Raw genomic sequence first — 23,942 nt, forward strand, 5'->3', positions numbered from 1 at the left:
TGCTGGTGAAACCTGTACGGATCTGTGGTGAAACCTGAACGCGAATTGACCTCGTCGCGGCTGCCGCGGAAACCTTGGCGTCATGTGCGCAGCCAAGCTCTTCACCCCTGTTGACCTCCGGGCCATCCACGTCCGGAACCGGCTGTGGGTCTCCCCCATGTGCCAGTACTCCGTGGAAGGGTGGGACGGGGTGCCCACCGGGTGGCACCTCGCCCATCTCGGATCGTTCGCCCGCGGCGGCGCGGGCCTCGTCATGACCGAGGCGACTGCCGTGAACCCCGCGGGCCGCATCACCAACTGGGACACGGGGATCTGGAACGAGGCGCAGGCGGAGGCGTGGCGCGAGATCGTCGCGTTCATCCACGCCCAGGGCGCCACCGCAGCGATGCAGCTCGCGCACGCCGGGCGGAAGGCCTCGACGTACCGGGAGTGGAGCGGCCACGGCACCCAGTCGCCCGAGGACGGCGGCTGGGAGACGGTGGCGCCCTCCGCCGTCGCGTTCGACGGCTACGCCGCGCCCCGGGCGCTCACCGTCGAGGAGATCCAGGGCGTCGTGGCGGACTTCGCCGCGGCCGCCCGCCGGGCCCTCGGAGCCGGCTTCGATGCGCTCGAGATCCACGGCGCCCACGGGTACCTCATCCACCAGTTCCTCTCCCCGCTCTCCAACCTGCGCACCGACGAGTACGGCGGCAGCCTCGAGAACCGGGCGCGCCTGCTCCTGGAGATCGTGCGGGCCGTGCGTGCGGACGCGGGCGACGGCGTGCCGCTCCTCGTGCGCCTCTCCGCCACGGACTGGGTGGACGGCGGCTGGAACCTCGAGGACACCATCACGGTGGCGGGGTGGGCAGCGTCCGCGGGCGCGGACTGGTTCGACCTGTCCTCGGGCGGCCTCGTCGCCCGGGCGAGCATCCCCGTCAAGCCCCTATACCAGGTCGCGTTCGCGACGGCCGTCCGCGACAGGACCGGGATGCCGGTGAACGCCGTGGGCCTCATCACCACACCGCAGGAGGCGGCCCAGATCGTGGACGAGGGCGCGGCGGACGCCGTCATGGTGGCCCGCGAGTTCCTCCGCGACCCGCACTTCCCGCTCCGCGCCGCCCACGAGCTCGGCGTGGAGCTCGACTACTGGCCCCCGCAGTACACGCGCGCCAAGTGGCGCACCGGAGCCTGACCCGCATCCCACTGAATGGGACAACCTCCCCGCGGGTGCCGCGGGTCACAGCACACTGGGCTGAACGACCCCGACCCTCACGCAAGGAGGCTCCCATGGCGCTTTTCGCCGTCACCTACGAGTACACCGGCACCACCGGGCACGACGCGCTCCGGGACACGCACCGCCCCGAGCACGTCGCGTTCCTCTCAGGACAGCACGAGGCCGGGCGCCTCGTCGTCTCCGGCCCCACCGGCAACGGCGCAGGCGCGCTCCTGGTCTTCACCGGCGGATCCGCGGACGACGTCGCGCGCCTCCTCGACGCCGACCCGTTCCGTCGCGAGGGCCTCATCGCCACCCGCACGGTCGTGCCGTGGAAGCCCTTCTTCGGCGCCGAGCGGCTGGCGGTCCAGAGTGTGCCCCAGCCGGCCGGGGCCGCGCGATGAGAGTGGCCCGCACCGTGTCCAAAGAGACCATCCGCTACGAGGAGGCCCCGGAACCGCGCCCGAGCCGGGGACACGCCGTCGTGCGCGTGCGCAGCGTGACGCTGTGCGGCACGGACGTGCACATCTGGGAGGACGACTACGCCACACCGCTGCCCATGGTCCAGGGCCACGAGTTCTCCGCGACGATCACTGCTTTGCACCCCGACGATGAGGGCGGGGCGTTCGCGGTAGGGGACCATGTCGCGGTCTCCCCCTACGCCGCGTGCGGGGCCTGCTACGCGTGCTCGTCGATCGGGCGCCCGAACGCGTGCGCCCACATGAGCGTCTACGGCTGCTACGACGAGGACGGCGCGCTGGCCGAGTTCATGCTCGTGCCGCTCGACCGCACGCACCGCCTGCCCGATGGGCTGCCGCTGGACCTCGCGCCGCTGTGGGAGCCGGTCTCGATCTCGCTGCAGGCCGTACGCCGAGGGCGGGCCGCCGCCGGCGAGCGGGTGCTCGTGAGCGGGGCGGGGCCGATCGGGCTCTTCGCGCTGCTCGCGCTGCGGGAGGTGCGGTGCAGCGTCGCGGTCCTCGACACCGATGCCGGGCGGCTCGCGATCGCCGCGGAGCTCGGCGCGGAGACGGCCCTCGAGGTCCGGCCTGGATTCCCCGACGAGGCCCAGCGCGGCGAGATAGACGCGTGGACGGACGGCAAGGGGCCCTCCCTTGTGATCGACGCGACCGGCGCGCCGGCGTCGCTCCGCACGGCAGTCGACCTCGTCGCGCCAGCCGGACGGGTCGTGGCGGTGGGAATCAGCGACCGAGAGCTCACCCTCTCGATGCGAGCGCTGCCCGTCAAGGAGATCGACCTTCTCGGCTCCCGGAACTCGCTGCACATGGCCGACGCACTCGACCTCCTCGACCGCAACCAGGACGCGTGCCGGGCTCTGATCACGCACCGCTTCGGCTTCGACGAGCTCGACGCCGCGTTCCGACTCCTCCGCGACCGCTCCACGCCAGAGGGCGAGAGGGCCCGTGTCGGCAAAGTCGCGATCGACATCCCCGCCCTGTCCAGCGACGACGCCGTCGCCGAATGTGCCCAAGGAGCAACCGCATGAGCTTCCTCACCCCTGTCGATGCCCTCGACGAGCACTATGACCTCGCCGTCATGGGCTCCGGCGCCGCCGGGCTCGTCGCGGCGTGCCGGGCAGCCGCGACGGGGCTCCGCGTCGTCGTGCTCGAGAAGGCCACGCGCCTCGGCGGGACGAGCGCGGCGGGCGGGGGCGTCATCTGGGCGCCGGACAACCCGCTCGCCGCGCCCGGCCTCGACTCCCCCGACGCCGCGGCGGCCTACCTGCGCGCGGCGACGGGCGGCGCGATGACCGAGGAGGAGATCGACTGGTACCTGCGGACGTCGCGGGCGGCCGTGGACTTCCTCGACCGCGAGACCCATGTGCGGCTCACCCCGCTCAGCCGGCCGGACTACCACATGGAGTGGCCCGGCGCCGTAGCCGGCGGCCGCAGCCTCGACAACGACCCGTTCGACCCCGCCCACTTCCCCGGCGTACCCGGCCTCGCCGAATCGCTGCGCCCGCCCACGTACCTGCCGCTCATCTCGATGAACGAGCGGGACCACCTCCACGGGGCCGCCCCGGATCCCGAGCTGCTGGCCAGGCGTGCGGCCTCAGGGGTGCGCACGATGGGCGGCGCGCTCGTCGGCGCCCTGGTCGCGACGGCCGTCGAGCGCGGGGTGGACCTCGCGGTCTCCGCGCCTGTGACGGGGCTCGAGCCCCTCGACGTGCCAGTGGAAGGCGGGGACGCGCACGACGGCGCCCGCTGGCTCGTGCGCGTCGGCGGGGGTTCGCCGTCGCGCGCCACCGCCGGTGCGGTGCTCATCGCGTCGGGCGGGTTCGAGCGCAACGCGGGGCTCGCCGCGTCGCTCCTGAGGTTCCCCACCACCCCCATCGGCGCGCCGTCCAACACCGGCGACGGGCTCCTGCTCGGCCTGCGTGCGGGCGCGATGCTGGCCCAGACGGGCGCGATCTGGGGTGTGCCCGTGATCGCGCCCGAGGACCGGGAGTATGAGGGCGCGCCGACCGGGCGGATGGGCAACGTGGAGATGACGCTGCCCGGGTCGATCACGGTCAACGCGGCAGGCAAGCGGTTCGTGAACGAGGCGATGAACTACCACGACCTCTCACGCGTGTTCGCCAATGTCGATCCCGCGACGTCCCGGCCCGCGAACGATCCGGCCTGGCTCGTGTTCGATGCCACCTACCACAGCAGGTATCCGGTGGCCGGGAACCCCGCCGGGACCGTGGCGCCCTGGATGCACCGGGCCGAGAGCCTCGCGGATCTGGCCGAGGCGATCGGTATCGACGCCGGCGCCCTCGCCGCGACCGTGCGGAAGTTCAACGCGGACGCGCGGGCCGGGGTCGATTCCGAGTTCGGCCGAGGGTCCACCGAGCAGGACCGGCACCTCGGGGACCCGGCCGTGGGCCCGAACCCGTGCCTGGCCCCGCTCGAGATCGGCCCGTTCTTCGCGGTGCGCATCCGCCCCGGCGCGCTCGGCACCGCCGGCGGCCTCGCGGCGGACCTCGACGGCCGGGTCCTGACCCCCTCCGGCGAGCCGATCCCCGGCCTGTACGCCGCGGGGAACTGCTCGGCGACCGTGTTCAAGGACGCCTACCCGGGCGGCGGGGCCACGCTCGGCTCCGCGGTGACGAGGGCGTTCGCCGCCGCCGAGCACATCGTGTCCGAGCACGCGGCGGAGCGGACGGCCCCGGGGGCCGCGGTCCCGGCGTGAGCCAGACGGGTTTGGGCCGGGCGAGGCTTCTCGTCCATGATGCTGGCATGCAGACCGCACAGCTCGACGCCGTCGTCGAGGCCCTGAACGCCGCCCTGCAAGGTCGAGACCGACCCGGCACACCTGGCGCCGTACACCACGGACCGCTCGGGCCACCGATCCGCCGGCGTGCCGCTCGCGGCCGTCTATCCGGGAAGCGTCGAGGACGTGCAGGCGGTCTGCCGGATCGCGTCCGGGGCGGGGGTCGCGCTCGTGACCCGCGGTGCCGGGACCGGCCTCGCGGGCGGGGCGATCGGCGGGCCCGGCGAGATCGTCCTGTCCCTCCGCGACATGGACCGCATCCTCGAGGTCTCGGCCGAGAACCGCCTCGCGGTGGTCCAGCCCGGCATCCTCAACGGGGCGCTCAACGGGCGCCTCTCGGAGCACGGCCTCTGGTGGGCGCCTGACCCGGCGAGCAAGGACATCTCCACCGTGGGCGGGAACATCGCCATGAACGCCGGGGGCCTGCTGTGCGCGAAGTACGGGGTGACCCGCGAGGCGGTGCTCGCGCTGAAGGTCGTCCTCGCGGACGGCACGCTCCTGGAGGTGGGCCACCGCACGGTCAAGGGCGTCACGGGCTACGACCTGTGCGCCCTCATGATCGGCTCGGAGGGCACGCTCGGTGTCATCGTCGAGTGCACGCTCAAGCTCCAGCCGCTCGTCGCCGGGGAGATCGCCACGATCGGCGCGTACTTCGGCACGCTCGGGGACGCGCTCTCCGCCATCGCCGAGGTGACCCGCGCCGGCCACGTCCCGGCGATCATGGAGCTCATGGACCGCCCCACCCTCGACTGCGTGGCCCGGTTCACCGGCCACGCCGCCCGTGGCGACGCGTACGTCCTCGTCCAGTGCGACGGCCCCGCCGCGGCAGCCACGGCCGCAGAGGTCGCGGAGCTCCTCCGCGTCTCCGGGGCCGCGGTCCAGCTCACGACCGACCCGGAGGAGTCCCGGCGCCTCGTCGACGTGCGGCGGGGCGCGTTCCCCGCGCTCGAGGCGATGGGCACCCTGCTGGTCGAGGACATCGCGGTCCCCCGGGACAGGATGGGAGCCGCCTTCGCCGCCGTGCGCCGCATCGAGGAGAAGTACGGCGTCATGATCCCCACCTCGTGCCACGCCGGGGACGGGAACCTCCACCCCACCTTCGTCTTCACCGGCGAGGACGTCCCACAGGAGATCTGGGAGGCCGCCGGGGAGATCTTCGCCACGGCCCTCGAGCTCGGCGGGACGCTCACGGGCGAGCACGGGATCGGCCTGCTCAAGCGCAGATGGCTCGGCGACGAGCTGGGCGAGGCCCAGTACGCGCTCCAGCGCCAGATCAAGGCGGTCTTCGACCCGGGGAACATCCTCAATCCCGGGAAGGTATTCGCCGAGTAGCCCTGGCTACGGCCGCATCCACGACCGATCGCCGTAGGGCCGCCGCTCGGCGCCCATCGCACGCGAGAGCCCGCGGCCGGCGGCTACCAGAACCGGCAGGAGGAGCTCCGGCCTGTCCTCGGCCAGGGGCAGGACCACCGAGATCGCCCCGACCACGGCGTTGCCCGCCCCGAACACCGGCACCGCGTAGCCGACGTTCCCCTCGACGAGCACCCCCGCCAGCCGGGCGTACCCGGTGCGCCGCACGTCGGCGAGGGCCGCGCGGAGGTGCGGGGCGTCGTCGTGCGTCCCCTCGCCCGGGTGCCCCTCGCGCACGACGGCGAGCACCCGCTCGCGCACTGCAGGCGCCTCGTGCGCAAGGATGGCCAGGCCGGGCGACGTCGCAGTGAGACCCAGGCGCGCGGCCACCTCGCCGAGGTTCTCCACGACGTTCCCGTGCTGGTCGAGGCGCTCGACGTACAGGACCGTGCCGCTGTCCACATCCGCGACGGCGAGGGAGACGTGCTGCCGGACGGCCGCGTGGATCCCCTCGAGGAACGGCAGGCCGCGACGGCGGAACTCCTCGAGCGGGTTGGAGCGGGCGGCCAGCTCCCACATGCGCGCCCCGACCGAGAAGCGGCCGTCCTCGGCGCGGGCGAGGAGGCCCTCGGCGGCGAGGTCGGTGGCGAGGCGGTGCGCGGTCGACGTCGACAGGCCGGCCGCGCGGGCGAGCTCGGCCGGGGTGAGGGCCGGCCGCTCGCGGGTGAACGCGTCGAGGAGCCGGACCACGCGGCGGATCACGGACTCGCCGGAGGGGCTGTTGGCCATCCCCCGAGCCTATGCTCTGTGCGGGTTCGCCCTCCGGACCGACGGAATCATCCGAACGTGGCATGCAGCGCACCCCGAGCAAACTCCCACTCCGTCCACGGGTCAGGGAAAGCCGCGTGACAGGTTCGTGAAGGACAGTGGAGTGGACGGTTCGGTGAAGTCCGCCGGGCCGCTCATCGACAGGAGAACCACATGAAGGTCACCAAGCGCATCGGCTATACCGCCGCGACGGTGGTCGCGGCGGCCGCCCTCATCGGCGGCGGAGCCGCAGTAGCCAGCGCGGCCTCGACGCCGAGCCCCTCGGCCACGTCATCGAGCGGCTCGGGCACGCATGCCCGCGGCCAGCACACCGCGGCGTCGGCCGACGAGACCGCCAAGGTCACCGCGGCCATCAAGTCCAAGGACGCCAACGCGAACGTTACGAAGGTCGAGAAGGACGCGGATGGCTCGTTCGACGCGATGGCCACGTCCAACGGCTCGACCGTCCGCTACGAGGTCAGCGCCGACTACAAGACGGTCACGCAGGCCGCCGCCCATCGCATGGGCGGCCACGGGATGGGTGGGCAGCGCACGCCGCTCACGAGCGACGAGCTCTCGAAGGTCACCGCGGCCATCAAGGCCAAGGACGCCAACGCCACGGTCAAGGACTCGTGGAAGGACTCGGACGGCTCGTTCGACGTCGTCGCCACGTCCGGCAGCACCACCACGAAGTACGAGGTCAGCGCCGACTACAAGACGGTCACCGCGGACGCGAACTTCGGCCACGGCGGTCAGGGCGGCCACCGGATGCACGACGGCGCGGGCTCAGGTTCCGCTTCCGGCAGCGCCTCGGGCGGCACAACCCAGGGCTGAGCGCCCGCGGGGCCACTCGCCGGGCGAGAATCGGCCAAGCACCTGAGAGATCTGGCCACTCGACGACTGAATCGTCGAGTGGCCAGATCTTCGCCGTTGAGTGGCCTACCGGCCGCCCTCGATCTTGCGGCTGCGCTGCGCGATCGCCTTGGTGCCGTACGGGTAGGCCTCGAGGTCCGGCTCGCTGACCCGGGTCAGCTCCGCGACCTCCTCAGCCGTGAGTGCGAGGTCCGCGGCCTTGAGGTTGTCGGCGAGCTGCTCGCGGGTCCGCGCACCGAGGATCACCGAGGTGACCGCAGGCCGGTCCAGGAGCCACCTCAGGGCGACCTGCGCCGGCGAGGCGCCGTGACCCTGTGCCACCGACCCGACGGCGTCGATGATGTCCCAGGTCTTGGCGCGGGCGTTGCGCGGCTCCCAGGCCTCCATGCCGCGCTGCGGGTCTTCGCCGAGGCGCGTGTGGCCTGTGGGCGCGACGTCCCGCTGGTACTTCCCGCTGAGCCAGCCCCCGGCCAGCGGGCCCCACGGGAGGAGCCCCATCCCGGCGTCGAGCGCGGCGGGCACCACCTCGGACTCGATGCCGCGCACCAGCAGGTTGTACTGCGGCTGCAGCGTCACGGGCGCGGCCCAGCCGTGCGCCTTGACCTCGTAGACGGCCTTGGTGAGCTGCCAGCCGAGGAAGTTGGAGAAGCCGTAGTAGCCGATCTTCCCGGCAGACACGGCGTCGTCGAGGAAGCGGAGCGTCTCCTCGATCGGGGTGTGCGGGTCCCAGGCGTGCATCTGGTACAGGTCGATGTGGTCCGTCCCGAGGCGGCGCAGCGACGCGTCGAGGGCTGTACGCAGGTGGCGGCGGGAGGTGCCGAGGTCGTTGGGCCCGTCCCCCATCGGGAAGCGGCCCTTGGTCGCCACGACCATCGCCTCGCGCCGGCCCGATCCGCCCGCAAGCCACCGCCCCACGATCTCCTCGGACGTACCGTGGCTGTACACGTCCGCCGTGTCGATGAACGTGCCCCCGGCTTCGGCGTAGTCGTCGAGGATCGCATGCGAGGTTGCCTCATCCGCCTCGGCCCCGAATGTCATGGTTCCGAGCGCGAACGCCGAGACGACGGCGCCACTGCGCCCGAGCGTGCGGTACTGCATGAGTGCTCCTTGGGTCGGTACCGGTGGGAATCCGGTTTCCAGCCTAGGGAACGAGCGCCCCGGTGGGAAGGGGGCCCTGGGACGCTCGTCCCAGGAGGGGGCCCGGGCGGAGTCAGACGAACATGCCGACGGCGAGGACGAGGACCAGGCCCACGACCGAGATCAGCGTCTCCATCAGTGACCAGGTCTTGATGGTCTGGACGATGTCCATGCGGAAGTACTCCTTGACGAGCCAGAACCCGGCGTCGTTCACGTGGGAGAAGAAGACCGAGCCGGTGCCGATCGCGAGCACGAGCAGGGATGTCTCAGCAGTCGGCAGGCTCGCCGCCAGCGGTGCGAGGACGCCGGCGGCGGTGACCGTGGCCACGGTGGCAGAGCCGGTGGCGAGGCGGATCAGCACGGCGACCAGCCAGCCCAGGAAGAGCACGGAGATGCCGGAGCTGGCGGCAAAGTTGGTGATCACCGTGCCGATGCCCGTGTCGATCAGCGTCTGCTTGAAGCCACCGCCCGCGCCGACGATGAGCAGGATGCCTGCAATGGGCGGCAGCGACTGCTCGAGGGATGAGGCGATGGCCCGACGGTCCATGCCGGAGCCCCGGCCGAAGGTCACCACGGCGACCAGCACGGCCAGCAGCAGCGCGATCAGCGGGTTTCCGAGGAAGTCGAGCACGACGCGCACCGGGCTGTTGGCGCTGGACACGATGTCGGCGATCGCCTTGGCCATCATCAGCACGACCGGCAGCAGGACGGTCGCCAGCGTGACGGAGAACCGAGGCTGGCGTGCGCGCGCGCCGGCGGACGCGGCGTTCTTCCCGGCCCCGGCAGCGGGGGCAGTCGGCGTGGCGTGGCCGCCGCCGTGCCCCGCGGCCAGGAGCTGCTTCTCCCGTTCAGTGATGACCAGCTGCGGCGCAGCGACGTTGACCCATCGGCCGGCGACCTTGGCGAACAGCGGACCGGAGATCACGACCACGGGAATGGCAATGAGGACTCCGATGATCAGGGTGATGCCCAAGTCGGCCTTCAGGGCGCCGATCGCGACCAGCGGTCCCGGATGGGGCGGAACAAGACCGTGCATGGCTGACAGGCCGGCCAGTGCGGGGATGCCGACCCGGACCAGGGAGAGGCCCGAGCGCACCGAGACGAGCATGATCACCGGCATCAGCAGAACCAGGCCGATCTCGAAGAACATGGGCAGGCCGATCAGGGCACCGACCAGTCCCATGGCCCATGGCAGCATCCGTGTCCCGGCCTTGCCCACGAGCGTGTCAACGATCTGGTCGGCTGCGCCGGAGTCTGCAAGGAGACGGCCGAACATCGCGCCCAGGGCGATGAGCACGCCGACGCTGGCGACGGTCGAGCCAACCCCGTTCGAGAAGCTGGTCACGACGTCGGCCATAGGCATGTTCGCCATCGCACCGACAGCCAGGGAGCCGATGGTGAGGCTAAGGAACGGATTGAGCTTGAGCCAGGTGATGAGCACCACGATCAGGGCGATGCCGACGACGGCCGCGGCGACAAGCTGCAGGGTCCCTGCGTGGGGCGTGAGGGCGGTACTGACCGCGAACAGGTTCATGAGTGTGCTCCTTGGAAAGCGGTCTGTGAGGCGGCGCGGCGGGCGAAGTCCGTGGCATGGCTGACGATGGTGTCGATGGGGTGGTCGAATCGGACAGTTGTGCCGTCCTCATCCGGGCCGAGCGGCTCGAGGATGGCGTATTGGCTCTCCACCAGGGAAGGCGGCATGTAGTGGTCGGTCCGGGCCTCCACGCGTGCCCGGACCACCTCGGCGGGCCCGTCCAGGTGGAGGAACCGGACCGGACCGGCGTGCAGGCGCAGGCTGTCCCGATAGGACCGGCGAAGGGCAGAGCAGGATACCACTGCCCCCTCCGTCTGGCGGGCCAGCCAGCGTCCGACGGCTGCGAGCCAGGGCGCGCGGTCGGCGTCGTCGAGCGCCACGCCGGCACGCATCTTGGCCACGTTCTCCGCCGGATGAAGATCGTCGGCGTCGCACCAGGGGACGCCCAATTCCTCGGCCAAGGCCTGGCCGACGGTGGTCTTGCCGGCTCCCGCGACGCCCATCACGACCCAGAGGCCGGGTTCTCGGTGATGTCTCATGTCAGTCCGTTCCTTCTCTGCAACGCACCTCACTGGTGGCTGTGACGAGCATCGCAAAAATAATCATACTAATCAAGCTAGTTGTCTTCAAAGATCAGATGATCTTCCCAGATCGGGCATGCGATTTCCTACATCGGAGAGCATTAGTCAGACGAACAAGGGAAGATGGCGTCATGACCGAGACAGAGCGCGGCCTGCACCTGCACGTGCTGGAGAGCATGGGGCCGGACCTTCTTTGGGGCGGCCTGCGCACGGTCTCCCAACTCCGGCTGGAGACCATTGAGGAACGGTACGGGGTTTCCCGATCGGTGGCACGCGAAGTGGTGCGTGTGCTTGAGTCCATGGGGCTCGTGACGAGCCGGCCGCGCGTCGGCATTACCCTGCGGCCGCGCGACGAGTGGCACTTCCTCGACCCGCGCCTGATCCGGTGGAGGCTCGCGGGTCCCGAACGCGCCGAGCAGTTGAGGTCGATCACCGACCTGCGGCGCGGAATGGAGCCGATCGCAGCGGAGCTGGCAGCCACACACGCCAGCCCCGAACAGTGCGGCGCGCTCACAGGCGCGGTGATCGGGATGTCCGTCACCGGGCGCGAAGGAGACCTCCCCGCCTACCTCGCCCACGACATCGAATTCCACCGCACGCTCCTGGAGGCGTCCGGGAACGAGCTGTTCGCCAGCCTCGCGGACGTCGTCGCCGAGGTCCTCATCGGACGCACCCAGCACCACCTGATGCCGGAGCATCCCGAGCCCGCGGCGATCCGCCTCCATGGGGACGTGGCCGAGGCGATCTCCTCGCGCGACCCGGCCCGAGCGCGCCAGTCGATGGGCGACATCGTCAGCGAAGCCGCGCACGCCGTTGAGGCGGTGCTCGACCACAGCCCTGCCGGACCCGCGTGAGGGCAGCCGCTCAGCCGGCGTCGTGCGCGGATCCAGCCTCGCACAGCAGCGCCACGGTCCCCCGGAGGTCCTCGGCAGTGGCACGCCCCGGCCCACCGCGGGAGTATCCCGTGTCCGCGTGCAGCATGAGCGCCGCGAAGACGAGCGCCACCGCGAGGCGGGCCTGGTCCGGCGTGGTGCGCTGCTCGGCGAGCCCGATCACGCCGTTGCGCGCACCGGAGGACCACTGGTGCATGGCCGCGAGCAGGTCCGGCTCGTAGCCCATGAGCTTCTTGATCCGCGGGATGTCGCCCTCGGGGCCGCTCACGATCCCGGCGACCAGGTCGCAGAGGTCCTCCACGAGCGTGCCGCGGCCCTCGAGGAAGTGCTCCTTGAGCTCCTCGGTGAGGGGGTGGTCCGGGATCCCGAGCGTCGCCGCGGCCTTCGAGGGGAAGTAGTTGAAGAAGGTCCTCTCCGAGATGCTCGCGCCCGCGCAGATGTCCGCCACGGTCACCTGCGCGAGGCCGCGCTCGAGCGCGAGGGCCAGCGCGGCGTCGTGGATCGCACGGCGCGTGCGCTGCTTCTTGCGCTCGCGGAGCGAGGAGCCGCCCTCGTCGAGGACCTCCACCCCGGTCACCCCTTCTGGACTCGGATCACGCCGGTGTCGGGTCCGGTCGGCGAGCCGGCCTCGGCGGCGGCCAGCGCGGCGTCGGACCCGAGGTCGTCCGCCGTGCCGGCGGCGTCGGCCTGCTCCTGCAGCGCCGAGCGGGCGCGCAGCGGCGGGACCTTGAAGAACCAGGACAGGATGAACGCGAGCACGATCACGCCGAATCCGACCCAGTAGATGCTGACCGCGGAGTGATTGAACCCCACCATGAACGGCTTGGTGAGCCGGGGGTCGGCACCCTTGAGGAACGAGGTGTCGGACGTGCTCGAGGAGCCCGAAGTGCCTGAAGGGCCCTCCTTGAGCTTGTCGATCATGGTCGGCACGAGCTTGTCCACGATCGCGCCGCGCTGGGACGCGTCGGCGTAGTCCACCTCGAGGCGGCCGTTGACCACGGAGGCGCCCGCCTTCTGCGACGCGGTCTGAAGCGCGGCCTGCTCGGCGGCGGGCTTGGCTGCCGCGACCTGGGCGTCGATGACGCCCTGCGCGGCCGACGCCGGGATCGCGCCGGCGGCGACCTGCTTCTGGACGGCGTCGGTCACCTGCTGGGTGACGGCCTGGTCCGCGCCCTGCTTGGCAGCGGCCGTGCCCTGGTCGAGGCCGGCCTGCACCTGCTCCTTGACCGGGGTGACGATCGGGTTCCAGAGCTGGTTCATGACGCCCTGGTTGGACGGGCTGGTCGCGACGGACGGCGTGAGCGCGGCGTCGATCGCGCTCGTGAGGTTGTCCTTGTCCTGCATCGCGGTGGAAATGTTCGTGGGCATTGTCGCGAAGAGGACAGACAGCAGCACAGCGGTGCCCATCGTGCCGCCGATCTGGCGGAAGAACGTCGCGGAGCTCGTGGCGACGCCCATGTCCTTGGGCGCCACGGAGTTCTGCGAGGCGAGGACGAGCGACTGCATGAGCTGGCCTAGGCCGAGGCCGATGAGGAACATGGCGCCCATGAGGTAGATGAGGGGCTTGTCGATGGTCATGCCGGTGAGGACGACGTAGCCGGCCGCCATGAACGCCGAGCCGAGGATCGGGAAGATGCGGTACTTGCCGGTGCGGGAGACGATCTGGCCGGAGGTGATCGAGGCGATCATGAGGCCGCCGATCATGGGCAGCGTCGCGAAGCCGGACTCGGTCGGGGTCAGGCCTGTGACGATCTGCAGGTACAGCGGCAGGGTCAGCATCGCGCCGAACATGGCGAAGCCCACGAGGAAGCCGAGCACGGTGGCCATCGAGAACGTGCGGGAGTGGAACAGCCGCAGCGGGATGATCGCGTCCGGGCCCATGGCCCGCTCGATGAGGATGAACGCGATGAGGCCCACGCCGCCGACTGCGAAGCACGTGATCGACGCGGCCGATCCCCAGCCCCACTCGCGGCCCTGTTCGGCCACGAGGAGGAGCGGCACGAGGGTGACGATCACAGCGGTGGCGCCCCACCAGTCGATGCGCGGTGCGGCGTGCTTGTGGAACCGGGGCAGGTGGAGGAAGGAGAGCACCATGAGCAGCGCGATGATGCCGATGGGCACGTTGATGAGGAACACCCAGCGCCAGCCGGCCACCCAGAGGATCTCGTTCGCGTCGGAGAACACACCGCCGATCAGGGGGCCCACCACGGAGGAGACGCCGAAGACGGCGAGGAAGAAGCCCTGGTACTTGGCGCGCTCGCGCGGGGCGAGGATGTCGCCCATGATCGCCAGCGGCAGCGACATGAGCGCACCCGCACCGATGCCCTGGAACGCGCGGAAGCCGGCGAGCATGATCATCGAGGTCGAGAACGAGGACAGGAAGGACCCGAGGATGAAGACGCCGAGGCCGAAGATGTACAGCGGGCGCCGGCCGAAGATGTCGGAGAGCTTGCCGTAGATCGGCGTCGCGATCGTCGAGGTGATGAGGTACGCGGTGGTGACCCAGGCCTGCTGGTCGAGGCCGTGGAGGTCGTCGCCGATCGTGCGGATCGCGGTGCCGACCACGGTCTGGTCGAGAGAGGAAAGGAACATGCCCGACATGAGGGCGTAGATGACCAGCATGATCTGACGCTGGGTCATCACTTCGTTCGACGGCGCAGGACTGGCCGCTGCTTGAGACATGAGGGGGACCGATTCTCTCGGAGGGTGATGTTGTTCGCCGGGGCAACTTTGCAGGCCCTGCAAGTTTACACACCCTGCAAGATTTCGGCCCCTCCCCGAACCTGTGAGTTCGACTACTCCGCGTCGATCCGCGCGAGCAGGTCCGCGAGCGCGTCGCGGACCTCGTCGTGGTCGTACTGGCCGGCCCGGCCCTCCCCAAAGATGACGGCACAGCGGTGGACCTTCTCCAGGTCGCTGAAGGGGAACTTGTCGGTGGACGGCGCGTGCTCGCCCAGACCGGGCTCTGCGCGGTCGTCGCCCTCGGGGAATACGCTTGCTGATGCATCACCATCGCTCAGGGGAGACCGGATGAACCTCAAGGAACCACCATGGCGTCGGGAAGGCGAGATGCCGGACTACCGGTTCTCGATGGCCAACGAGCGCACCTTTCTGGCCTGGATCCGTACGTCTATGGCCATCCTCGCCGGATCGATCGCGATCGACCAGCTCACGCCTGACATCGCCCCGGCGCCCGTCCGCATCGCCCTGTGCCTGGCGCTTGCTGCGATCGGTGCCCTGCTCGCACTTGAGGCCTACCGGCGCTGGTCGCTCCAGGAACGGGCCATGCGGAACAAGCGGGAACTCCCTCACGCGTGGCTCCTGGTGGCGATGACGGGCGTGGTGGCCCTCGCGGCACTGGTGTTCGCTGCCCTGATCCTCTTCTCGCGGTGACACCCACCGAGCAGGGCCGCGGCCCCGTACGGGACCCGGGGCTCCAGCCCGAGCGGACCTCGCTCGCCTGGGGGCGAACGCTCCTCGCGCTGCTCGTCTCCGACCTGCTCATCTGGCGCTCGTGGATCCGCTCCCTCGCCCGCCACGCCGACAGGATCGAGGGCAACGCGCTCAGCCTCGGCATCGCCTCCGGCGTCGCCGCAGCGGCCACCGCCGTGATCGCCGCATGCGTCCTTTACCGCAGCCGCGCCCTCGGCCGCGGGAACGCGGCCCCGCCCGCGATCCTGCTGCGAACGGCGACCCTTGCCCTCATGGCCCTCGCAGCAGCCGCGATCGTCTCCATCCTGCTCGCGAAGTAGACCCGGCGACGGCGGCGCCACCGGGTCCGGATCAGCCCCTCCCGACGGCGCGCTGCCCTCGATGCTGCACCGCGTGCCGGATCGGCGCGTTGGGGGCGCCGAAGCCGTCGTACCCGCCGATCCGCTGGAGCACCTCGAAGAACACGCTGCCCACAGTCGCGGTGTAGAAGTGCAGGAACTCACCCTCGGCGTCGCGGTCGTAGAGCAGGTCCAGCTCCCGCAGCGTCGCGAGGAACGAGGGGTCGAGGCCGAACCGCGCGTCGAGGTCCTCGTAGTAGTTCGCGGGAATCGGCAGGAACGGCAGGCCGCGGCGCCGCGCCGCGCGGGCGTGGTCCACGAGGTCAGCCACCTCGATCGCGATGTGCTCCTGGAAGGTGTCCGTGCGCGAACCCCTGACAGAGTCCGACTGGATCCACGGCGCGAGGTTCAGCGCGAGCCTGACGGCCCGCCCCTGGCCTTCCCCGCTGCGCGGGCGCGTCTGCATGACCTGCGAGCGCACGAGCCCCGCCGGACTCGAGACATCCTGCGACGCCTCGGGCGTGAGCGCGAGCACCGACGAGTAGAACAGCACCGCCTCGTCGAAGTGCTGCCACGGCTGGGCCAGGTTGATGTGGTCGATCCGAGCGCCGCCCCGCGCCGCCGGAGAGGCGACGGACGACGGCGAGTGGTCGCCGTCGTCCGCTGCCGCGCCAGGCGCGTCAGCCGAGCCGAACTCCTCGACCCATGCGAGGTCCTCGCACAGGAAGACCTCCGTACCGTCAGGCGCGTTGACGGCCTGGAGAACCTCCTCGTTGGCCTGGGAGGGCCGCGGAACTGGGACGGCCTTGAGCTGGACGGCACGGGCGGCCGCGGTGACGGCGTTCTCCACGTCGAACCCGAGCGCGGAGATGGCCGGCTCGAGGCCCCGGGCCTGCTGGCGGTTGAGCACGATCCGGGCGTCGCCGAGGGTCCACAGCGAGACGGGCTTGGTGCGGTGCTCGCCGCGGGGGGCGAAGCCGAGCTGGGACAGGAGCCGCTCGAGCTCGGCGGTGCGAGGCGCGCCGTCGGCCGAGATGACCTCGGCGAAGTTGATTCCGGTGGGCGGGGCGACCTGAGGGAGCGTCGTGAGCGGCATGGCGTAGGCGCGGGACGCGCGGGCGAGCTCGGCCGGCGAGGGGACCGCGCCGTCGTGCCCTGCGGCCTCGGCGGCGAGGTGGCGTGCCGTGCGCTCCTCGAGCCAGATGAGCGAGCGCATCGCGTCCACGGCGGTGCGCTCCACGTCGGCCTGGCGGAACGTGTCGTTGAAGACCTCGAGGGACACCGGCCCGCTGTAGCCCGTGCGTGCTACATGGCCGAGGAACGCGGGCAGGTCGAACTGGCCCTCGCCCGGGAACACGCGGTAGTGGCGGCTCCAGGACAGGACGTCCATGGAGAGCTTGGGGGCGTCCGCGACCTGGACGAAGAAGACCTTCTCGCCCGGGATCGACTCGATGCCGGAGGGGTCCGAGCCGCCGGTGCCGAGGCGCGAGAGGATGTGGAACGTGTCGAGGCACGTGCCGAGGTTGGGGTGGTCCGCGTCTGCGACGATCTTCCACGCGTGCTCGTAGTCGTTGACGTACGTGCCCCAGGCGAGCGCCTCGTACGCGACGCGGACTCCATGCCGCGCGGCGAGCTCGGCGAGGCCGTGGAGCTGCTCGGCGCGGAGGGCGTCGTCGTCGATGCTCGCGGTGCCCACGTTCGAGCACACCAGGATCGTGTCGATGCCGAGCCGGCCCATGAGCCGGAACTTCGCCTCGGCGCGGCGGAGGTTGGCGCGGTACAGCTCGTCGGGCACCGAGTCGAGGTCGCGGAACGGCTGGTAGAGGTCGAGGCCCAGACCGAGGTCCGCGGCGAGGCGCCGCACGGCCTCGGGGCTCAGGGACGAGGTGACGAGATCGGCCTCGAAGATCTCGACGCCGCCGAATCCCGCCTTCGCGGCGGCGCGCATCTTCTCCTCGAGCGTGCCGGAGAGGCAGACGGTCGCGATCCCGGTCCGCATCAGGCTGCCCCCGCGAGGACGTTCTCGCGCTCGATGAGCTCCAGGAAGTGCGCGCGCATCCGCTCCGCATCCGGCTCGAGGCCGGTGAAGATGCGGAACGCGTCCACGGCCTGGCCCACGGCCATGCGTCCGCCGTCCAGCACGCGGCAGCCCGCGGCGCGGGCGTCGCGGACCAGCTGCGTCTCGATCGGCCGGTAGACGATGTCCGCGACCCAGTGCCGCGGCGTCAGGAGGGACGTGTCGAACGGGGTGCCCGGATGCGCGGCCATCCCCACCGGAGTGCAGTGCACGACGCCGTCCGCAGCCTCGAGCAGCGAGGCGAGCTCCGCCGTCGTGCGCGCCTCGACGGACGCGCCGGGGAAGAGCGCGGCGAGCTCGGCGGCGCGGCTGCGGGCGCGCGCCGGGTCGACGTCGACGATCGCGAGGTGCTCGACGCCGGCGGTGAGCAGCGCGTACGCGACGGCGGAGCCGGCCCCGCCCGCGCCGAGCTGGACGACGCGGCCCAGCGCGGCATCCGGGAGGCCGGTGCGGAAGGCGGTGAGGAATCCGGACCAGTCCGTGTTGTGCCCCACCGTGCGCCCGTCGGCCCCGATGACCACGGTGTTGACGGCGCCGAGCCGTGCCGCATCGGGATCCACCTCGTCGAGGTGCTCGATCACGAGCTGCTTGCACGGGTGGGTGATGTTCAGGCCGTTGTAGCCGAGGTTCCTCGCGGCGCGGACGAGGTCGCCGACGGACTCGGGGGCGAGGCCGAGGGCGGCGATGTCGATCGGCCGGTACAGGTAGAGCAGGCCGTGGGCGGCGCCCTCGCGCTCGTGCATCGGCGGCGTCAGGGAGGGCAGGACGCCGTCGCCGATCAGGCCGCTCAGGTACGACTCGGTTGTCAGGCTCATGGGGGCTCCTTGCCTCGGGTCAGTGACCGCCGCGGTGTGACCCAGCGAACAATCGTTGCAGAAACAGCTTGACGCGTTGCAGAAACGGTGTCAATGTTGAGTGGTCGCTGTGATGGCGAACACAAGAAGAACCGAACGGGAAACGAGGAGGTCTCCATGGCCACGATCGCCGAGATCGCCGCAGCTGCGGGCGTCTCCAAGTCCACCGTCTCGCGCTCCTTCACGCGCCCCGACTCGGTCAACACCGAGACCCGGGAGCGGATCCTCGAGGTTGCAGCACAGCTGGGCTACACCGCGGCCCCCGCGAAGGCGGAGCTCACGGGAACCATCGCGCTGTACATCCCGGACATCTCCAATCCCTACTACCCGCCGCTCGTGCAGGCCATCCAGTCCGCGTGCCGCCGGCAGTCGCTCTCGCTGATCATGGTCGACGGCGAGGACGACCCTGAGGCGGACGCCGAGGAGCTCGAGCGGATCATCGGGCGCGTGGACGGCGCAATCGTCTTCGCCCCGAGGCTCGACGCCGAACGCATCCGGGCGCTCGACGCCGTCGCCCCCGTCGTGCTCATCAACCACGTCGTCGAGGGCCTGCCTTCGGTGGTCCTCTCGGCCCCCGAGGGGGCCCGGCAGGCCGTGGAGCACCTCGCGGCGCTCGGGCACCGGGCCATCGCCTACCTGGCCAGCTTCGAGGACAACTACTCCTCCCGCGTCCGCCTCGCCGCAGCGGAGGAGGCCGCGGACCACCTCGGCGTCACCCTGCGCGTGCTCACGCACTCCGAGCCCACCTACACCGCCGGTGTGCGCGGCGCGGACCTCGTCCTCGCCGAGCCCGTCACCGCGGTGATCGCCCACAACGACCTCATGGCGTTCGGGTGCATCAACCGCTTCGCGGACCGCGGCGTCCGGGCCGGGAAGGACGTCAGCGTCATCGGGTTCGATGACATCTGGCTTGCCTCCGCGTCCCGCCCGACCCTCACCACGGTGACCACGCCGTACGACCGGGGCGGCGCCGTCGCCCTCCGCATGCTCACCGAGCGGATCGGCGATCCCGACCGCCCGGCGAGCACCGTCCACCTGTCCGGCGACCTCGTGGTCCGCGACAGCACCGGGCCCGCGCCCGCGCTCTCCTGAGCCGGCGCTCCTTCCCTGGGCGCCCCGCCCGCTTTCCGTATCTGTATCCGCATTCCCCAGTTTTGCCACGAAAGGCGAACCCATGAGCAGCATCCCCGACACGCCCACCGGCATGGCCATCCCCGACCTCGCCTCGCCCGAGGACCAGGCCCGGCGCGTCCGGCGGGCCAAGAAGGCCGCCGTCGCCGCCTTCTTGGGCGGCGCCCTCGAGTACTACGACTTCTTCGTGTACGCGACGGCCGCCTCGCTCGTGTTCTCGCACATCTTCTTCCCCTCGGGGAACCCGACGATCGCGCTCATCTCCTCGTTCGCCACGTTCGGCGTGGCGTACGTGGCGCGCCCGTTCGGCGCGATCTTCTTCGGGCACCTCGGCGACCGGATCGGACGGAAGAACACGCTCGTCATGACGCTCGTGCTCATGGGCGCCTCGACCTTCCTCATCGGCGTGCTGCCGGACTTCCACACCGCCGGGTACCTCGCGCCGGTGCTGCTCGTGGCGCTGCGCCTCCTCCAGGGCCTCTCCGCCGGCGCGGAGACCGCCGGCGCGTCCGCGCTGACCATGGAGGAGTCCCCCATCGGCCGCCGCGCCTTCTTCCCGTCGTGGACCATGAGCGGCATCTCGGCCGGCATCGTGCTCGCCTCCCTCGTGTTCCTGCCCGTCGCGGCCATGAGCGAGGCGGACCGCCTCGCGTGGGGCTGGCGCATCCCGTTCTGGTGCTCGATCGTGGTGCTCATCGTCGCGTTCCTCGTGCGCCGCACGCTCGAGGAGCCCGAGGTCTTCGAGGAGAAGGCAGAGCACAAGGACCTCGTCAAGCTTCCGTTCCTCGACATGCTCAAGACGCACCCGGCGCAGTTCATCCAGGTCGCGCTCATGTCCTTCGAGACCGTCACGAACACGTTCATGCAGTCCTTCGGCCTCGCGTACGCCGTGTCCGTGGGCATCCCGGCCTCGACCATGCTGTGGGTGAGCATCCTCGGCAACGTCATCGCGATTGCGACCCAGCCGCTCTCGGCCATGCTGTCGGACCGGTTCGGGCGCAAGCCGATCTTCATCGCCGGCATCATCGGCTCCGCGGTGCTCATCTTCGTGTACTTCTCGGCGATCTCCACGGCGAACATCCCGCTCGTGTTCGTGGTCTCCACGCTCATCACCGCCGGCACGTACGCGATGTCCAACGCGATCTACCCTGCGTGGTTCGCCGAGCTGTTCAACGTCCGCGTCCGCTACTCGGGCATGGCCGTGGGCCTGCAGATCGGCATCCTGTGCGCCGGCTTCACCCCGCTGCTCGGCACGGCCCTCGTGGGCGGCATCCCGGCCAACTGGGGCCCCGCGGCCTGGATCGTGGCCGGCTCGACGATCCTCGCCCTCGTGGGCGCCGTCTGGGCCCGCGAGACGTACAAGACGCCGATCCACGAGCTCGGCAACAAGGTCCACGGGTCCAAGTAGGCCCTCACCGCCGCAGCGCGCACCACGTGCTGGCGCACGACGCCGTGTGCCCACCCTACGCGGGGCGGGCACCCGGCGTCGTGGTCCTCCCCCACCCAGGTGAGAGGTCACTTCCCCTGTGAGAGGTCACTTCCCCTGTGAAGGGTCACTTCCTGTTCGGATCGAACATTGCGCTGCGCCGCTCCGCGGCGTCCAGGTTTCACCACAACGGCGTGCAGGTTTCACCGGACGCGCACTCCACGCAGGGGCGACACGCCGAGAACGCCGCGGGACACCCATCGCGGGCGGCTCCGCGTGGTGAAACCGGAACACCCCGCTGGTGAAACGTGCACGCACCTGCAGTCCTCCCCACCTCTTCTGCTCTCCTCGCCATCACTAGCGGCCAGAGAGCAGCACCATCACCGCAAACCCACAACCCGAAGAAACCGTTGAAGGGCAAAGCTGGGGAAGATCGCAGAGCTTCCCCACCAACCCGTACAGGGGGACCATGGCGAGCCGTGGACCGCGCGGTCCCCGATGACCGCATAGTCCTCGACGCGGCTCACCGCGTGGCCGCCTGGATGTCGAGGACCACCTTCACGTCATGGTCCTGCCGTTGGAAGGCCTCGGCGAACCAGCCCGATCCGGGGCCTGCGAAACTCGGGCCGCCTGTGGCGCACGTCACGCACGACACGGGAGACGGCTGCGCCGCCCGCCGTCCTCAGCCTGCCTACGGTGTAGCGCCATGACTCGCTTCAGACGCCTCCTCATCGCCCTCCTCTCACTCGCCGTCGCGGCAGCCCTCTCCGTGCTGCTCGAATCGTGGGCCACCGGATCGCCCTCGGCGGCCACCCCGCCGTCGTCCGGGCCAGCAACTCCGTCCGTGTCCGGCCCGATCGTCGCCGCGGGCCACGGCTGGACCGATGCCGACGGGATCGAGGGACCCATGCCTGCGCCCGGCACCTGCCACATGCGCTCGACCGGCACCCACGAGCCGCTGCCGGACCCGTCCTGCACCCCCGGCGCGATCGACTCCGCCGTGACCCAGGCCAACCTGCCGCAGACCGTGTGCCGCAGCGGTGGGTACACGACGAGCGTCCGCCCTCCCTCGGGCATGACCAACAGGGCCAAGCTCAAGATCATGGCCGCGTACGGCATCCCCGCCGACAAGGCGGCGGACTACGAGCTGGACCACCTCATCCCGCTCGCCGACGGCGGCGCCTCCGACATCCGCAACCTCTGGCCGGAACCGAACACCTTCGCCTCGGACAAGCACACGACCTCGGCGTTCGTGCACAACGACAAGGACCAGGTCGAGCAGGACGCGTTCTCCGCGCTGTGCGCAGGCCGCGCCACGCTCTCCGCGGTCCAGTCCACGATGTCCACCGACTGGACCGCGGCGCACTTAGGGAACTAGGCGCCCCGGCGGATCCCCGCGAGCCAGGCCGCGTTGACCTCGCGGGCCTCTGCCTCGAGGACCCCGCCCTCAACCTCGATCCCGGCCGCACGCAGCGTGTCGGCGCCACCGCGAGCCACGGGGTTCGGATCGGAGAGCGCATAGACAACGCGGCGGACGCCCGCCTTGATGAGCGCCTTGGCGCACGGCCCAGTGCGACCGGTGTGGTTGCACGGCTCGAGGGTCACGACCGCAGTCGTGCCCCGTGCGGCCTCGCCGGCGTGCCACAGCGCGTCCGCTTCCGCGTGCGCCGTGCCGGCGCCGCGGTGGAAGCCCTCGGCGACCAACGCGCCGTCGTCCGCGAGAAGGACGCAGCCGACCCGCGGATTGGGGCCCAGCGGCACGCCCGGAGTCGCAGCGAGCCTCAGAGCGCGCCGCATCGCCTCGGCTTCGCTCAGGCGCACGACGCCGGGCGCCTCCTGCGCGGCGGACAGAACCTCGGTCATGCGGTCACCGCCAGGGCCAACGCGGTGTCGAGGTCGATGCTGTGGGACGTGTGGTCCCGCTTGGCGGCGAGGTAGCGGACGTTCGCGGGCGACGCGTGGACGCCTGTCATGACCCGCTCGGTGACCTCGATGCCGAGGGCCTCGAGCTGGTGCGCCTTGTCCGGGTTGTTGGAGAGGAGCCGGATCCTCGAGGCGCCGAGGGTGCGCAGCATCTGGGCGGCCGGCGTGTAGTCGCGCTCGTCCTCGCCATGGCCGAGGGCGCGGTTGGCGGCGTAGGTGTCGAGGCCCTGGTCCTGGAGCGCGTACGCGTCGAGCTTCGCGTACAGGCCGATCCCCCGGCCCTCCTGGCGCAGGTAGAGCAGGAACCCGCCGGCCTCGGTGATGCGCTCGGCCGCCTCGCGCAGCTGGGGCCCGCAGTCGCAGCGCTCGGAGCCGAAGACGTCCCCGGTGAGGCACTCGCTGTGCGGGCGCACGAGCGGCGCGTCGCCGCCGTCGTGCGAGCGGGCCAGCGCGGCCTCCCAGTCCCCGAGCCCGAGCAGCAGGTGCTCCCTGCCGTCGGCGAGGCCCCGGAAGGTGGTGACGGCTGCGGTGGTCGCGTACCCGTCGGGGAAGCGCAGCGGCACGCGGACGCGCGTGCGGACGGTTGCGGTGGTCATGGCATCTCCAATGCTTGAATCTTCAATCAAGGCTACGGGAGCTTTTATTGAAGCGTCAAGCATCAGAGATACCATGCGCCGTGACGCGTGGTCGGCCCTACGGGATGTCCAGGATCTCGCTCCGGATCAGGAACCGCTTCCCCTCGGGCGCCTCGAGGGAGAACCCGCTCCCCCGCCCCACCACGACATCCACGGTCAGATGGGTGTGGGACCAGTACGAGAACTGTTCGCGGGACATCCAGAATCCGAGGTCCCCGCGCCCCGGGAGGCCGAAGACGCCGAGCTGCACGTCGGCGTCGCCCGTGATGAACTCGCCGTCGGGGTAGCACATCGGCGCGGACCCGTCGCAGCAGCCGCCTGACTGGTGGAACATGAGCGGCCCATGCCGGTCCCAGAGCTTCTCCAGGAGGGCGAGAGCCGGTCCGGTCAGCGCGACCCGGGAGAAGTCCTCCCCCGGGCGCACCGGCCGGGCCTGAAGTACCGCGCCAGCAGCGGGCTCAGTGGCAACAGGCTCAATGTCCATGA

The 23,942-nt window shown here is 71.0% G+C and carries 24 protein-coding genes; 12 read left to right on the forward strand and 12 right to left on the reverse strand.

Annotation, left to right across the window (positions count from 1 at the left end):
• The first annotated feature begins 82 nt into the window (after positions 1-82).
• The 5 genes from SCMU_RS19900 (at position 83) to SCMU_RS19920 (ending at position 5,797) form a co-directional block, all read left to right on the forward strand.
• The gene (locus tag SCMU_RS19900) at positions 83-1,171 is read left to right on the forward strand and encodes an NADH:flavin oxidoreductase/NADH oxidase (RefSeq protein WP_229230804.1); all 1,089 of its coding nucleotides are present in this window, start codon (positions 83-85) and stop codon (positions 1,169-1,171) included.
• A gap of 95 nt (positions 1,172-1,266) precedes the next feature.
• On the forward strand, positions 1,267-1,596 hold the full coding sequence (locus SCMU_RS19905; RefSeq protein WP_229230805.1) for a YciI family protein: 330 nt from the start codon (positions 1,267-1,269) through the stop codon (positions 1,594-1,596).
• Between the two features lie 14 nt (positions 1,597-1,610).
• Positions 1,611-2,696, forward strand: coding sequence for a zinc-dependent alcohol dehydrogenase (locus SCMU_RS19910; protein WP_229230806.1), 1,086 nt, complete (start codon positions 1,611-1,613; stop codon positions 2,694-2,696).
• The gene (locus SCMU_RS19915) at positions 2,693-4,384 is read left to right on the forward strand and encodes an FAD-dependent oxidoreductase (RefSeq protein WP_274602900.1); all 1,692 of its coding nucleotides are present in this window, start codon (positions 2,693-2,695) and stop codon (positions 4,382-4,384) included. The genes SCMU_RS19910 and SCMU_RS19915 overlap by 4 nt, the downstream gene beginning before the upstream one ends.
• A gap of 168 nt (positions 4,385-4,552) precedes the next feature.
• The gene (locus tag SCMU_RS19920; protein ID WP_229230807.1) at positions 4,553-5,797 is read left to right on the forward strand and encodes an FAD-binding oxidoreductase; all 1,245 of its coding nucleotides are present in this window, start codon (positions 4,553-4,555) and stop codon (positions 5,795-5,797) included.
• A gap of 6 nt (positions 5,798-5,803) precedes the next feature.
• Here the strand turns inward: SCMU_RS19920 and SCMU_RS19925 are convergent, their stop codons facing one another.
• A complete protein-coding gene (locus SCMU_RS19925; RefSeq protein ID WP_229230808.1) occupies positions 5,804-6,604 on the reverse strand; it encodes an IclR family transcriptional regulator in 801 nt (266 codons plus the stop codon).
• A gap of 192 nt (positions 6,605-6,796) precedes the next feature.
• Between SCMU_RS19925 and SCMU_RS19930 the strand changes: the two genes are divergently transcribed.
• Complete coding sequence (locus tag SCMU_RS19930) at positions 6,797-7,456, forward strand: hypothetical protein (protein WP_229230809.1); 660 nt, start codon at positions 6,797-6,799, stop codon at positions 7,454-7,456.
• A 105-nt stretch (positions 7,457-7,561) separates the two neighbouring features.
• Here SCMU_RS19930 and SCMU_RS19935 read toward each other — a convergent pair whose 3' ends face one another.
• The 3 genes from SCMU_RS19935 to SCMU_RS19945 all read right to left on the reverse strand — a co-directional run bounded on the left by SCMU_RS19935 (position 7,562) and on the right by SCMU_RS19945 (position 10,705).
• Complete coding sequence (locus SCMU_RS19935) at positions 7,562-8,593, reverse strand: aldo/keto reductase (RefSeq protein ID WP_229230810.1); 1,032 nt, start codon at positions 8,591-8,593, stop codon at positions 7,562-7,564.
• 112 nt (positions 8,594-8,705) lie between these two features.
• Positions 8,706-10,166, reverse strand: a complete 1,461-nt coding sequence (locus SCMU_RS19940; protein ID WP_229230811.1) for a GntP family permease — start codon at positions 10,164-10,166, stop codon at positions 8,706-8,708.
• Positions 10,163-10,705 carry a gluconokinase gene (locus SCMU_RS19945; protein WP_229230812.1) on the reverse strand — a complete coding sequence of 181 codons (543 nt, stop codon included), beginning with the start codon at positions 10,703-10,705 and terminating at the stop codon, positions 10,163-10,165. The genes SCMU_RS19940 and SCMU_RS19945 overlap by 4 nt, the downstream gene beginning before the upstream one ends.
• 173 nt (positions 10,706-10,878) lie before the next feature.
• Between SCMU_RS19945 and SCMU_RS19950 the strand changes: the two genes are divergently transcribed.
• Positions 10,879-11,601 (forward strand): FadR/GntR family transcriptional regulator, encoded by a 723-nt coding sequence (locus SCMU_RS19950; protein ID WP_229230813.1) that lies wholly within the window; start codon positions 10,879-10,881, stop codon positions 11,599-11,601.
• A gap of 10 nt (positions 11,602-11,611) precedes the next feature.
• Here SCMU_RS19950 and SCMU_RS19955 read toward each other — a convergent pair whose 3' ends face one another.
• The 3 genes from SCMU_RS19955 to SCMU_RS19965 form a co-directional block, all read right to left on the reverse strand.
• Complete coding sequence (locus SCMU_RS19955) at positions 11,612-12,217, reverse strand: TetR/AcrR family transcriptional regulator (protein ID WP_229230814.1); 606 nt, start codon at positions 12,215-12,217, stop codon at positions 11,612-11,614.
• Positions 12,214-14,280 (reverse strand): MDR family MFS transporter, encoded by a 2,067-nt coding sequence (locus SCMU_RS19960; protein ID WP_229230815.1) that lies wholly within the window; start codon positions 14,278-14,280, stop codon positions 12,214-12,216. The genes SCMU_RS19955 and SCMU_RS19960 overlap by 4 nt, the downstream gene beginning before the upstream one ends.
• A 155-nt stretch (positions 14,281-14,435) precedes the next feature.
• Positions 14,436-14,681 carry a hypothetical protein gene (locus SCMU_RS19965; RefSeq protein WP_229230816.1) on the reverse strand — a complete coding sequence of 82 codons (246 nt, stop codon included), beginning with the start codon at positions 14,679-14,681 and terminating at the stop codon, positions 14,436-14,438.
• On the opposite strand from SCMU_RS19965, the gene SCMU_RS19970 reads away from it, so the two are divergent.
• Both SCMU_RS19970 and SCMU_RS19975 read left to right on the forward strand, forming a co-directional pair.
• Positions 14,671-15,033 (forward strand): YidH family protein, encoded by a 363-nt coding sequence (locus tag SCMU_RS19970; RefSeq protein ID WP_229230817.1) that lies wholly within the window; start codon positions 14,671-14,673, stop codon positions 15,031-15,033. The two genes, SCMU_RS19965 and SCMU_RS19970, sit on opposite strands and share 11 nt — an antisense overlap.
• Positions 15,030-15,392, forward strand: a complete 363-nt coding sequence (locus SCMU_RS19975) for a DUF202 domain-containing protein (protein WP_229230818.1) — start codon at positions 15,030-15,032, stop codon at positions 15,390-15,392. The genes SCMU_RS19970 and SCMU_RS19975 overlap by 4 nt, the downstream gene beginning before the upstream one ends.
• A gap of 31 nt (positions 15,393-15,423) precedes the next feature.
• On the opposite strand, the gene SCMU_RS19980 is transcribed toward SCMU_RS19975, so the two are convergent.
• Both SCMU_RS19980 and SCMU_RS19985 read right to left on the reverse strand, forming a co-directional pair.
• Complete coding sequence (locus SCMU_RS19980) at positions 15,424-17,409, reverse strand: bifunctional sugar phosphate isomerase/epimerase/4-hydroxyphenylpyruvate dioxygenase family protein (RefSeq protein WP_229230819.1); 1,986 nt, start codon at positions 17,407-17,409, stop codon at positions 15,424-15,426.
• Entirely contained in the window at positions 17,409-18,302 is an 894-nt protein-coding gene (locus SCMU_RS19985; RefSeq protein WP_229230820.1) for a shikimate dehydrogenase, read from the reverse strand. The genes SCMU_RS19980 and SCMU_RS19985 overlap by 1 nt, the downstream gene beginning before the upstream one ends.
• 156 nt (positions 18,303-18,458) lie before the next feature.
• On the opposite strand from SCMU_RS19985, the gene SCMU_RS19990 reads away from it, so the two are divergent.
• The 3 genes from SCMU_RS19990 (at position 18,459) to SCMU_RS20000 (ending at position 22,276) form a co-directional block, all read left to right on the forward strand.
• Positions 18,459-19,433 carry a LacI family DNA-binding transcriptional regulator gene (locus SCMU_RS19990; protein WP_229230821.1) on the forward strand — a complete coding sequence of 325 codons (975 nt, stop codon included), beginning with the start codon at positions 18,459-18,461 and terminating at the stop codon, positions 19,431-19,433.
• Between the two features lie 82 nt (positions 19,434-19,515).
• Complete coding sequence (locus SCMU_RS19995; protein ID WP_229230822.1) at positions 19,516-20,880, forward strand: MFS transporter; 1,365 nt, start codon at positions 19,516-19,518, stop codon at positions 20,878-20,880.
• Between the two features lie 724 nt (positions 20,881-21,604).
• Positions 21,605-22,276, forward strand: coding sequence for an HNH endonuclease family protein (locus tag SCMU_RS20000; protein ID WP_229230823.1), 672 nt, complete (start codon positions 21,605-21,607; stop codon positions 22,274-22,276).
• On the opposite strand, the gene ribD is transcribed toward SCMU_RS20000, so the two are convergent.
• From ribD to SCMU_RS20015, 3 genes are all read right to left on the reverse strand, one after another.
• Positions 22,273-22,761, reverse strand: coding sequence for a bifunctional diaminohydroxyphosphoribosylaminopyrimidine deaminase/5-amino-6-(5-phosphoribosylamino)uracil reductase RibD (ribD, locus tag SCMU_RS20005; RefSeq protein ID WP_371829614.1), 489 nt, complete (start codon positions 22,759-22,761; stop codon positions 22,273-22,275). The two genes, SCMU_RS20000 and ribD, sit on opposite strands and share 4 nt — an antisense overlap.
• Positions 22,758-23,417 carry a GTP cyclohydrolase II gene (locus SCMU_RS20010; RefSeq protein ID WP_229230824.1) on the reverse strand — a complete coding sequence of 220 codons (660 nt, stop codon included), beginning with the start codon at positions 23,415-23,417 and terminating at the stop codon, positions 22,758-22,760. The genes ribD and SCMU_RS20010 overlap by 4 nt, the downstream gene beginning before the upstream one ends.
• A 97-nt stretch (positions 23,418-23,514) precedes the next feature.
• On the reverse strand, positions 23,515-23,940 hold the full coding sequence (locus SCMU_RS20015; protein WP_229230825.1) for a DUF779 domain-containing protein: 426 nt from the start codon (positions 23,938-23,940) through the stop codon (positions 23,515-23,517).
• Between the last annotated feature and the right edge of the window lie 2 nt (positions 23,941-23,942).

Origin of the sequence: Sinomonas cyclohexanicum (assembly GCF_020886775.1) — a bacterium.
GTDB classification, from domain to species: domain Bacteria; phylum Actinomycetota; class Actinomycetes; order Actinomycetales; family Micrococcaceae; genus Sinomonas; species Sinomonas cyclohexanicum.